Origin of the sequence: Erwinia sp. QL-Z3, assembly GCF_004551645.1 — a bacterium.
Taxonomy (GTDB): Bacteria; Pseudomonadota; Gammaproteobacteria; order Enterobacterales; family Enterobacteriaceae; genus Erwinia; species Erwinia billingiae.
On record NZ_CP037950.1, the window covers coordinates 2,364,493 to 2,376,407 of the forward strand.

Here is an 11,915-nt window from a genome sequence, read left to right on the forward strand (position 1 = left end):
GTCAAATCGTGTTCCAGGTGCGGGAAGGTTGCGCGGTTTTCGGCTGGCCGAATCCGCTCACTCTGCCCCACAAGGCGTGTTAAAAATTAAATCTGGGTCACACTTTATCGTTTGGATTAAGGGCCTCTGTCAACCGTTGTTGCAACACTTCACGCAATTCCGGACTCAGGGCACGACGTTCGCTGTTCGCCAGAATAAACAAATCCTCGACGCGTTCGCCAATGGTGCTGATGCGTGCGCCGTGCAGCGAAACACCGAGATCGGCGAACACTTCACCCACTCTGGCAAGCAGCCCAGGTTGATCCAGCGCGATCAGTTCCATATAGGTTCGGCGATCGGTATGGGTCGGTAAAAATTTGGCTTCAGTATCGACACTGAAATGCTTGAGCCGGGATGACTGGCGGCGCGGACGCGGTGACTGCCAGCTGGTCTGACTGATGGATTGCTCCAGCGCCTGGCGGATCATTTCATGGCGATCGGCAGCCAGCGGACTGCCATCCGGTTCCAGAACGATAAAGGTGTCCATCGCCATGCCATCACGGCTGGTGAAGATCTGCGCGTCATGCACGCTGAGGTTCCGTCGGTCCAGTTCTCCGGCTACCGTGGCAAACAGGTATGGGCGATCCGGACTCCAGATAAAGATCTCCGTGCCGCCTCGGGTTGCCTGCGGGCTGACCAGCACCAGCGGTTTGGTCAGATCGTGATTCATCAGATGGCGCGCGTGCCACGCCAGCTGGTTTGGCGTGTGACGCAGGAAATAGTCGGCACGGCAGCGTCCCCAGATATGGTTTAACGCCTGCTCATCGATATTGTCCATCCGCAGCAGCGCCAGCGCCTGCAACCGGTGATGACGTACCCGTTCACGCAGGTCAGGGCTGTTCTCCATACCCCGACGCAGCTGTTTCTCGGTGGCGAAAAACAGTTCGCGCAGCAGGCTCTGTTTCCAGCTGTTCCACAGGTTTTCGTTAGTGGCGCAAATATCGGCAACGGTCAGGCAAGCCAGGTAACGCAGGCGATTCTCATTCTGCATCACTTCGGCAAATTGCTGGATCTCGGTCGGATCCTGAATATCCCGACGCTGAGCGGTGACGGACATCAGCAGATGATGGCGAACCAGCCAGGCGACCAGCTGGGTTTCACGGGAATTAAGCCCGTGGAGTTCGGCAAATTCCAGCGCATCCTGCGCCCCGAGAATGGAGTGATCGCCGCCACGTCCTTTCGCAATATCGTGGAACAGCGCGGCCATCAGCAGCAGTTCAACCTGTGGCAGGCGCGGCCAAATCTCAACACACAGCGGATGACGAGGACGCGTGGCTTCACTGGCGAAACTTTCCAGCTTTTGCAGCACGCGAATGGTGTGTTCATCAACGGTATAGGCATGGAACAGATCGAATTGCATCTGTCCGACAATGTTGGCCCACTGCGGCATATACGCCCACAGCACGCTGTGGCGATGCATCGGCACCAGCGCCCGGCTGACGGCTCCCGGATGACGCAGGATGGCAAGGAACAGCTGACGCGCTTCCGGAATGTTACACAGCGGCTCCTTCAAATGGCGACGCGCATGCCTGAGCTGGCGCAGCGTCGTTGAATAGATGCCGGTGATACTTTGCGTACGCACCATGACGTAGAACATCCGCATGATTGCTTCCGGCTCGCGGGCGAACAGCGTTTCATCAATCAAATCGATCAGCGATCCACGGACCTGGAACTCATGGTCAATGGCGCGGGGTTTTTCATCGGTGCCCAGCGCCAGAATCGCCTCATCAAACAGCTGCAACAGCATATGGTTGAGCTCGCTGATGCGGCGGGTGACGCGGTAAAAATCCTTCATCATCCGTTCGACCGGCTCATTCACCTCGCCCTGATAATTCAGGCGTTGAGCCACGGTCAGCTGACGATCGAACAACAGGCGGTTGTCGTAGCGCGGCAGCGTCAGATGCAGGGCAAAACGGATGCGCCACAGGAACGTCTGGCACTCGTTAAGCTCATTACGCTCCACGTCGGTCAGGAAGCCAAAACCGACCATCTCATCCAGCGAGGTGGCGCCGAAATGGCGGCGGGCCACCCACAGCAGGGTATGAATGTCGCGCAGGCCACCGGGGCTGCTTTTGATGTCGGGTTCGAGGTTATAGCTGGTGCCGTGATAGCGCAGGTGGCGCTCCTGCTGCTCCTCAATTTTGGCGGCAAAGAAGCGGTCAGACGGCCAGAAGCCATCGCTGAAGACGTTCTTTTGCAGCTCGAGGAACAGCGCCACGTCGCCAGTCAACATGCGGGACTCAATCAGGTTAGTGGCCACCGTCAGATCGGACAGACCTTCCAGCAGACACTCTTCCAGCGTGCGCACGCTGTGGCCGACTTCCAGCTTCAAATCCCACATCAGCGTCAGTAATTCGCTGGTGCGTTGGGCATCCTGTTCGGAGAGCGGCAGGCGGCTGAGGATCAACACATCAATATCGGAAAGCGGGTGCAGTTCACCACGACCATAGCCACCGACTGCCACTAACGCGATGCCGTCCTTTTCCGGGAAGCCATAAAAGCGCCACAGGCGTCGCAACAGGCGGTCAATAAACAGTGTGCGTGCGTCAATCAGCGCTTCCACCTCTGCGCCAGCATCAAACTCGATGGCCAGCAGCTGATGAAATTGCTCAAGGTGTTGTTTGAGGGATTCGCGGGTCAACTCCGCATCAGCCCAGTGGGCAGGGGAGCCAGACTTCTTGTAATCCTTGAGGGTTTTGGTCACGCCAGTGCTCCTGCTAAATGCTCTGCGAGTCAGAATAGGAAAAATCAACACTGACAATAGCGCCAGCACCAGCCTGAGATCAAAAAAAACCGGCCTCAGCCGGTTTTTTTATTTAACGAGCGGTTACTCGTCGTGCGTCAGGATGGCGGGAATGGTGTCATCTTTGCGCAGTGTCATAATTTCACAGCCGTTTTCCGTCACCACGATGGTGTGCTCGTACTGCGCCGACAGGCTGCGATCTTTGGTTTTTACCGTCCAGCCATCTTTCATGCTGCGAATGCGGTAATCACCGGCATTAACCATCGGTTCGATGGTAAACGCCATACCGGCCTGAAGCACCACGCCGCCGTCATCCGCATCGTAATGCAGTACCTGTGGCTCTTCATGGAAGCCTTTACCGATGCCGTGACCGCAATATTCGCGCACCACGGAGAAGTCCTGAGCTTCGACAAACTTCTGGATTTCACGGCCAATGGTCCGCAGGCGAATGCCCGGTTTTACCATCCGCAGCGCCAGATACAGGCTCTCCTGAGTGATGCGGCACAGGCGCTCACCCTGGATGGTTGGTTTGCCGGCGATAAACATCTTTGAGGTGTCGCCGTGATACTCATCTTTGATCACCGTGACGTCGATATTGACGATATCGCCATCTTTCAGAATGCGCTCGTCGCTAGGGATGCCGTGGCAAACCACTTCATTAATCGAGATACAGACAGATTTTGGGAAGCCGTGATAGCCCAGGCTGGCTGAGATCGCTTTCTGCGTATTGACGATGTAATCATTACAAATGCGATCCAGTTCACCGGTGCTGATGCCCGGCTTCACGTGTTCTTCAATCATTTCCAGCACTTCAGCAGCCAGACGGCCCGCCACGCGCATTTTTTCGATTTCTTCAGGGGTTTTAATTGTAATTGCCATCAATTTTGTCCGCAGTTGTCGCTATTTTCGACAATAATAAAGGAAGTGCAGCAATGGTAGCAGCCCACCCTTGCTCTGCCAATTGCAGTTTGTGTCAGGGTGGGCTGTTGCTAACAAAACTTGGCTTCACAGGGCGCTTTGTGGTATAAAGCGCGCCGACGATTCTCTGTAGGGAAGTTCTACAGGGAAACGCATAACTCTCATTATGTGTAAATAACACACATGTATCGACACATACTCCGGGGTGCCTGAACGCCTGCGTAAGCAGTCTGCCGGGTCGGTTGTATGGGATACATGGAGGCTTAACCCCAAATCATTCTATAGAGGTAATCATGGCAACTGTTTCCATGCGCGACATGCTCAAGGCCGGTGTACACTTCGGTCACCAGACCCGTTACTGGAACCCGAAAATGAAGCCATTCATCTTCGGTGCTCGTAACAAGGTTCACATCATCAACCTTGAGAAAACTGTACCAATGTTCAACGAAGCTCTGGCTGAACTGAACAAGATCGCTTCCCGTAAAGGTAAGATCCTGATCGTTGGTACTAAGCGCGCTGCAAGCGAATCAGTAAAAGAGTCTGCGTTGAGCTGCGATCAGTTCTTCGTAAACCATCGCTGGTTGGGTGGCATGCTGACTAACTGGAAAACCGTTCGTCAGTCCATCAAACGTCTGAAAGACCTGGAAATCCAGTCTCAGGACGGTACCTTCGATAAACTGACCAAGAAAGAAGCGCTGATGCGTACTCGCGAACTGGCCAAGCTGGAAAATAGCCTGGGCGGTATCAAAGACATGGGCGGCCTGCCTGACGCACTGTTCGTTGTTGACGCTGACCACGAACACATCGCTATCAAAGAAGCAAACAACCTGGGTATCCCAGTCTTTGCTATCGTTGATACCAACTCTGATCCAGACGGCGTTGACTTCATCATTCCTGGTAATGACGATGCAATCCGTGCTGTGAGCCTGTACCTGACTGCAGTAGCGACTACTGTACGTGAAGGTCGCTCTCAGGACCTGGCTCAGCAGGCTGAAGAAAAATTCGCCGAAGCTGAGTAATAAGGATCGCTCTCCCGAGAGCCCTTAGACGTCAGATGTTAATCTGTAAGGGGCCTGCATTGGCCCCTTTATTTTATTCGAATTCGCTTTGCCGGTTATGATTACGGCGGGGCAGAATGTTTCTCCCGAGACCAGGCATCAGTGGCGAACCTCTCAGGCTCTCGCTGACCGATGCAAGCTAACCGAGGATTATAGAATGGCTGCTATTACCGCTGCTCTGGTAAAAGAACTGCGCGAGCGTACTGCTGCTGGCATGATGGATTGCAAAAAAGCGTTGACTGAAGCTGACGGCGACATCGAGCTGGCGATCGAGAACATGCGTAAATCTGGCGCGATCAAAGCTGCTAAGAAAGCAGGCAACGTTGCTGCTGATGGCGTGATCAAAACCAAAATCGAAGGCAACTTCGGCGTGATTCTGGAAGTAAACTGCCAGACTGACTTCGTTGCGAAAGACGGTGGTTTCCAGGCCTTTGCTGACAAAGTGCTGGACGCTGCTGCTGCAGGCAAAATCACTGACGTTGAAGTGCTGAAAGCCCAGTTCGAAGAAGAGCGCGTTGCACTGGTTGCTAAAATCGGTGAAAACATCAACATCCGTCGCGTTTCCATCCTGGAAGGCGATGTGCTGGGTAGCTACCTGCACGGTGCTCGCATCGGTGTTCTGATCGCCGCTACCGGCGCTGACGAAGAGCTGGTTAAGCAGCTGGCAATGCACGTTGCTGCCAGCAAGCCAGAATTCGTTAAGCCTGAAGATGTGTCTGCTGAAGTGGTTGAGAAAGAGTTCCAGGTTCAGCTGGACATCGCCATGCAGTCTGGCAAGCCGAAAGAAATCGCAGAGAAAATGGTTGAAGGCCGCATGAAGAAATTCACCGGCGAAGTTTCTCTGACTGGCCAGCCTTTCGTTATTGACCCATCTAAAACTGTGGGCCAGTTGCTGAAAGAGAAAAACGCAGACGTTGTTAACTTCATCCGCTTTGAAGTGGGCGAAGGCATTGAGAAAGCTGAAACAGATTTCGCAGCAGAAGTTGCGGCGATGTCCAAGCAGTCTTAATGAACGATAAGAACCGCCAATCGGCGGTTCTTTTTTATCTGTCTTTCGTTCCACCCATTTTCAGTCTCATCCCAATAGCATTTCTCCGATGCTAAGAGGATGATAGTCCAGATTTTACTCCTCACATCGATTAAACCATTCGGGAAAATACACCATGGCGACCAATGCAAAACCTGTATATCAACGTATTCTGCTTAAACTGAGTGGCGAAGCGCTGCAAGGTGCCGAAGGCTTCGGCATTGATGCCAGCGTGCTGGATCGTATGGCTCAGGAAGTGAAAGAACTGGTAGAACTGGGCATTCAGGTGGGTGTGGTTATCGGTGGTGGTAATCTGTTCCGTGGCGCGGGTCTTGCGCAGGCTGGAATGAACCGCGTAGTGGGCGACCATATGGGCATGCTGGCGACCGTGATGAATGGTCTGGCAATGCGTGATGCTCTGCATCGTGCCTATGTGAATGCCCGCCTGATGTCCGCAATCCCATTGAATGGCGTGTGCGATAATTACAGCTGGGCAGAAGCAATCAGCCTGCTGCGTAACAACCGCGTGGTGATCTTCTCCGCCGGTACCGGTAACCCGTTCTTCACCACTGACTCCGCAGCCTGCCTGCGTGGTATCGAAATTGAAGCTGACGTGGTGCTGAAAGCCACCAAAGTGGATGGCGTTTACTCGGCCGATCCGGTGAAGAATCCAGATGCGACCCTGTACGACCAGATCAGCTACACCGACGTGCTCGATAAAGAACTGAAAGTCATGGATCTTGCGGCCTTTACGCTGGCCCGTGACCACAAACTGCCGATCCGCGTGTTCAACATGAACAAACCTGGCGCGCTGCGCCGCGTGGTGATGGGCGAAAAAGAAGGCACCCTGATTACGCAATAATATCAGTCGCTGCGTAAAATAAGGTATATTCTGCCTTTGTGGCGTGTTGCACGCTACACTCAGGATCGTCATAGATTATTTTGAAACGGGCTCTGTGTTCAGAGCCTGCCTGGTAACCAGAATCCAAGGGTTCCAACGTGATTAACGAAATCAGAAAAGATGCTGAAACGCGCATGGAAAAATGCGTCGAAGCATTCAAAAACCACATCAGCAAAATCCGTACTGGCCGCGCCTCGCCAAGCATTCTTGACGGCATTATGGTCGACTATTATGGTTCTTCAACGCCTCTGCGCCAGCTGGCCAGCGTGACCGTTGAAGATTCACGCACACTGAAAATCAACGTGTTTGACCGTTCTATCAGTGCTGCTGTTGAAAAGGCAATCATGACTTCTGACCTGGGTCTTAACCCAAGTTCAGCGGGCAGCGATATCCGTGTTCCTCTGCCAGCCCTGACTGAAGAGCGTCGTAAAGACCTGATCAAAGTCGTTCGTGGTGAAGCAGAGCAGGGCCGTGTGTCCGTGCGTAACGTTCGCCGTGATGCGAACGACAAAGTGAAAGCGCTGCTGAAAGACAAAGAAATCAGTGAAGATGATGAACATCGTTCACAGGATGACATTCAGAAAATGACCGACGTCTTTATCAAGAAAATTGATACTGCGCTGGCAGAAAAAGAAGCGGAGCTGATGGACTTCTAAGTCTGTCATGGTTCCGATGAAACGCCGTACAGATTGCCGTTCTTTGGAGTGGTCAGTCTTGCGGCGTTTTGCATTTATTCTCTTATCTGGCGTGCAGGGAAAGGCTTTCCCTGGCGGCGGAGTTGACACAGAGCAACCTCATGAAGCAATTGACCATCCTCGGTTCAACGGGCTCTATTGGCACCAGCACGCTGGCAGTCGTTCAGGCTAATCCAGAGCTGTTTGCCGTTAAGGCGCTGGTCGCAGGCCACAATGTTGAGCTGATGGCTGAACAGTGTCTGGCCTTCCGTCCGGCCTATGCCTCAATGTCCGATGAACACTCGGCAGCGGCCCTGCGACTTCGTCTGAAAAGTTTGAATGTGGCGACCGAGGTGTTCAGTGGCGAACAGGCTGCCTGCGATCTGGCCGCGCTGGATGATGTCGATCAGGTTATGGCGGCAATCGTCGGTGCGGCAGGATTATTGCCTACGTTAGCCGCAATTCGTGCCGGAAAACAGGTTCTTCTGGCGAATAAAGAGTCGCTCGTCACCTGCGGCCAGCTTTTTCTGGAGGCGGTCAGCGCCTCAAAAGCGCAGCTGTTACCCGTCGACAGCGAGCACAACGCCATTTTTCAGAGTTTGCCTGCTTCCCTCCAGCAACAGTTAGGATACGCTTCTCTGGAAGATAATGGCATTGATAGCATTATCCTCACGGGGTCGGGTGGCCCTTTTCGTGACACGCCGTTGGACCTGCTCAAGAGTATGACTCCCGATCAGGCCTGCGCGCATCCGAACTGGTCAATGGGGCGCAAAATCTCCGTTGATTCCGCCACCATGATGAACAAAGGTTTGGAATATATCGAAGCCCGCTGGCTGTTTAATGCGACCGATGCCCAGATGGAGGTCATCCTGCATCCGCAGTCGGTGATCCACTCGATGGTGCGTTACCGTGATGGCAGCGTGCTGGCTCAGCTGGGATCGCCGGACATGCGCACACCGATTGCGCATGTGATGGCCTGGCCACAGCGCGTGCCGTCCGGGGCGAAGCCACTGGATTTCACCCGCATGGGGGCGATGACTTTCGCCGAGCCGGATTATGCTCGCTATCCCTGCCTGAAGCTGGCAATAGACGCCTGTTCTGCCGGACAGGCGGCGACCACCACGCTGAATGCGGCCAATGAAACTGCGGTTGCCGCGTTTCTGGATTCGCAAATTCGCTTTACCGATATTGCTGCGGTCAATTTGGCCGTGCTGGAGGCGCTTTCCTGTGCAGAACCGGACAGCGTTGAAGCGGTGCTGGAGATTGACAGACAGGCACGAGCGGTTGCTCAGGCCCAGCTGTCGCGCTTCTCTGAAGCCCGATAATTCAGACAATTAGCGCGCCGCTATTTGTGAGGCGAGGGCGGAGATGGTATAGTCTTCGGCCGCTAATTCAGTAATTCGTTGCGATGTAGCGGGGATACAAACCGTGTTTAGCACGGTTTTCTTACGTCGAGCGGGTAAGATATTTCAGAAGCCGTTGTATTTCTGATTAAAGGAAATAATTACGCGTTATGTCGTCCGAAAATCAACTAAAAACCGATGACTTGCAAGAAGGGGAGAATCCCCGTCACGTAGCCATCATCATGGATGGCAATGGCCGTTGGGCCAAAACCCGTGGAAAATTGCGTATCTCTGGCCACAAAGCCGGAGTGAAGTCCGTTCGTCGTGCGGTGAGCTTTGCTGTCAGCAACAATCTCACTGCGCTGACGCTTTATGCATTCAGCAGCGAAAACTGGAACCGTCCTCCACAGGAAGTCATGGCCTTGATGGAGCTGTTCGTCTGGGCACTCGACAGCGAAGTGAAAAGTCTGCACAAGCACAATGTTCGTCTGCGGATTATTGGCGACATCGGCCGATTCAGTGACCGTCTGCAGGAGCGTATTCGTCGCGCTGAGGAACTTACTCAACAAAATAATGGACTAACCCTCAACATTGCCGCGAATTATGGCGGACGTTGGGATATCATCCATGGCGTCAGAAAAATAGCAGAGCAGGTTCAGGAAGGTCTTATCCGTCCTGATCAGATCGAGGAAGAAACCCTTGGTCAGTATCTCTGCCTCAATGAACTGGCTCCCGTGGATCTGGTAATAAGGACAGGGGGAGAGCATCGAATCAGTAACTTCTTGCTGTGGCAGGTTGCCTATGCAGAGTTCTTTTTTACCGATGTTCTCTGGCCTGATTTTGATGAACAAGTCTTTGAAGGTGCACTGAATGCGTTTGCACAACGAGAGCGTCGCTTCGGCGGTGCAGCACCCGGCGGCGCTTAAGCGCACTGGGGGTAATCTTTGCTGAAGTCTCGCCTGATTACCGCGTTTATACTTATCCCGATTGTGATTGCAGCGCTGTTCCTGCTTCCGCCTCCTGGATTTGCCATTGTGACCCTGGTGGTATGCATGCTTGCCGCCTGGGAATGGGGACAGTTTGCGGGCTTCGCGACCCGCTCGCAACGCATCTGGCTGGCAGTCCTGTGTGGACTGCTGCTCGCCTTTATGATGTTCACTCTTCCTGCTTATCAGCACTCGGTACACCTGCCACAGGTTGCCGGTTCGCTATGGGCCGCCCTTTGTTGGTGGATCGTAGCCTTGCTGCTGGTGCTCTCTTATCCCGGCTCGGCCTCGTTTTGGCGCTCGTCTAAAGCGCTTCGCCTGCTGTTCGGTGTCCTGACCATTGTGCCGTTCTTCTGGGGCATGCTGACGTTACGCCAGTATCACTACGATACCGACCATTTTGCCGGTGCCTGGTGGCTGCTGTACGTGATGCTGCTGGTCTGGGGCGCTGATTCTGGTGCCTACATGTTTGGCCGCCTGTTTGGTAAACACAAGCTGTCACCTAAAGTCTCACCGGGGAAAACCTGGGAAGGGTTCTTTGGTGGCCTGCTGACGTCTGCACTGATTGCCTGGCTGTTTGGCCTGTGGGCGCCGCTGACTATCTCGCCTGTTACCCTGTTGGTTTGTTCACTGGTCGCCGCACTGGCCTCGGTGTTAGGGGATTTAACCGAGAGCATGTTCAAGCGCGAAGCCGGCATTAAAGACAGTGGTAATTTGATCCCCGGACATGGGGGCATCCTTGACCGTATCGACAGCCTGACTGCAGCCGTACCTGTGTTCGCCTGCCTGTTGTTGCTGGTTTTCGGGACGCTATAAGGGACCCTATGCTAAGCATTCTCTGGAGCCTTGGGGCATTTATCGTTGCCCTCGGCGTATTGATCACCGTGCACGAGTTTGGCCACTTCTGGGTGGCCCGTCGTTGTGGAGTCAAGGTTGAACGCTTCTCTGTTGGTTTCGGTAAAGCGCTGTGGCGCCGGACCGATAAACAGGGAACGGAATACGTCATTGCTCTGATCCCCTTGGGTGGTTACGTCAAGATGCTCGATGAGCGTGTTGAAAGCGTGCCGCCTGAGCTGCGTAACCAGGCGTTTAATAATAAAACCGTGCTGCAACGCGCGGCGATTATTAGTGCCGGTCCCATCGCCAATTTCATCTTTGCCATTTTCGCTTACTGGCTGGTGTTTATCATCGGTGTGCCTGGTGTTCGCCCGGTTGTTGGCGAAATAGTGAGCGGTTCGCAGGCTGCTGAGGCTCAAATTACGCCTGGGATGGAACTTAAAGCCGTTGACGGTATCGAAACGCCTGACTGGGATGCTGTGCGTATGGCGCTGGTGTCGAAAATTGGCGACCAGCAAACCACGTTAAGCGTGGCGCCATTTGGCTCTTCTCAGGTCAGTGACAAGCGGCTCGATCTGCGCAACTGGCAGTTCGAACCGGATAAGCAGGATCCTGTTGTTTCACTCGGCATTAAGCCGCGTGGACCACAGATCGAAACGGTGCTGGCAGAAGTCCAGGCGAACTCGGCGGCAAGTAAGGCGGGTTTGCAAGCGGGCGACAGGATCGTTAAAGTCGATGGTCAGCCGGTGGACCAGTGGCAGCGTTTTGTCACTCTGGTTCGCGATAATCCGGGTAAAGCGTTGGCGGTAGACATTGAGCGACAGGGCAGTCCAGTCACAGTGACACTGACGCCAGACGTGAAGCCAGGCAGTAAAGCAGAAGGGTTTGCCGGGGTGATCCCGCGCATTGTTCCTCTGCCGGATGAATTTAAAACGGTACGCCAGTATGGTCCGTTTGCAGCGATCGGTGAGGCTAGCGCCAAAACCTGGCAGCTGATGAAACTGACGGTCAATATGCTGGGCAAACTGATTGTCGGCGAAGTGAAGTTGAACAATCTCAGCGGGCCGATTTCTATCGCCCAGGGTGCTGGGATGTCGGCGGAATATGGTTTGATCTACTACCTGATGTTCCTGGCTTTGATCAGCGTGAACCTCGGGATTATCAATCTGTTCCCGTTGCCGGTATTAGATGGTGGACATTTGCTGTTCCTGGCGATCGAAAAGATCAAAGGTGGGCCGGTGTCTGAGCGAGTTCAGGACTTCAGTTATCGCATTGGCTCTATTTTGCTGGTGCTGTTAATGGGGCTTGCACTATTCAATGATTTCTCACGTCTTTAGTCTGCCAACAGGCAAACTACCCGTGAGAACCAGTTAGGAAGAATGCATAACA

10 protein-coding genes are annotated in these 11,915 nt (G+C 53.8%); 8 read left to right on the forward strand and 2 right to left on the reverse strand.

Annotated features, from left to right (window positions below):
- Positions 1 to 97 precede the first annotated feature (97 nt).
- Both glnD and map read right to left on the reverse strand, forming a co-directional pair.
- Positions 98 to 2,743 carry a bifunctional uridylyltransferase/uridylyl-removing protein GlnD gene (glnD, locus tag E2F51_RS11415; protein WP_013200842.1) on the reverse strand — a complete coding sequence of 882 codons (2,646 nt, stop codon included), beginning with the start codon at positions 2,741 to 2,743 and terminating at the stop codon, positions 98 to 100.
- 123 nt (positions 2,744 to 2,866) lie between these two features.
- Positions 2,867 to 3,661 (reverse strand): type I methionyl aminopeptidase, encoded by a 795-nt coding sequence (map, locus tag E2F51_RS11420; protein WP_053140142.1) that lies wholly within the window; start codon positions 3,659 to 3,661, stop codon positions 2,867 to 2,869.
- Positions 3,662 to 3,993: 332 nt separating this feature from the next.
- Between map and rpsB the strand changes: the two genes are divergently transcribed.
- From rpsB to rseP, 8 genes are all read left to right on the forward strand, one after another.
- The gene (rpsB, locus tag E2F51_RS11425) at positions 3,994 to 4,719 is read left to right on the forward strand and encodes a 30S ribosomal protein S2 (RefSeq protein WP_013200844.1); all 726 of its coding nucleotides are present in this window, start codon (positions 3,994 to 3,996) and stop codon (positions 4,717 to 4,719) included.
- Positions 4,720 to 4,915: 196 nt separating this feature from the next.
- The gene (tsf, locus tag E2F51_RS11430; protein WP_013200845.1) at positions 4,916 to 5,767 is read left to right on the forward strand and encodes a translation elongation factor Ts; all 852 of its coding nucleotides are present in this window, start codon (positions 4,916 to 4,918) and stop codon (positions 5,765 to 5,767) included.
- A gap of 154 nt (positions 5,768 to 5,921) precedes the next feature.
- Entirely contained in the window at positions 5,922 to 6,647 is a 726-nt protein-coding gene (pyrH, locus tag E2F51_RS11435; RefSeq protein WP_013200846.1) for a UMP kinase, read from the forward strand.
- Between the two features lie 137 nt (positions 6,648 to 6,784).
- Positions 6,785 to 7,342, forward strand: a complete 558-nt coding sequence (gene frr / locus E2F51_RS11440) for a ribosome recycling factor (RefSeq protein WP_013200847.1) — start codon at positions 6,785 to 6,787, stop codon at positions 7,340 to 7,342.
- Positions 7,343 to 7,482: 140 nt separating this feature from the next.
- Positions 7,483 to 8,685 (forward strand): 1-deoxy-D-xylulose-5-phosphate reductoisomerase, encoded by a 1,203-nt coding sequence (gene ispC, locus E2F51_RS11445; RefSeq protein WP_134823505.1) that lies wholly within the window; start codon positions 7,483 to 7,485, stop codon positions 8,683 to 8,685.
- Between the two features lie 188 nt (positions 8,686 to 8,873).
- Complete coding sequence (gene ispU / locus E2F51_RS11450; RefSeq protein ID WP_013200849.1) at positions 8,874 to 9,629, forward strand: (2E,6E)-farnesyl-diphosphate-specific ditrans,polycis-undecaprenyl-diphosphate synthase; 756 nt, start codon at positions 8,874 to 8,876, stop codon at positions 9,627 to 9,629.
- 18 nt (positions 9,630 to 9,647) lie between these two features.
- Positions 9,648 to 10,505 carry a phosphatidate cytidylyltransferase gene (gene cdsA, locus E2F51_RS11455; protein ID WP_013200850.1) on the forward strand — a complete coding sequence of 286 codons (858 nt, stop codon included), beginning with the start codon at positions 9,648 to 9,650 and terminating at the stop codon, positions 10,503 to 10,505.
- Between the two features lie 8 nt (positions 10,506 to 10,513).
- Positions 10,514 to 11,863, forward strand: a complete 1,350-nt coding sequence (gene rseP, locus E2F51_RS11460) for a sigma E protease regulator RseP (RefSeq protein ID WP_013200851.1) — start codon at positions 10,514 to 10,516, stop codon at positions 11,861 to 11,863.
- Positions 11,864 to 11,915: the final 52 nt, after the last annotated feature.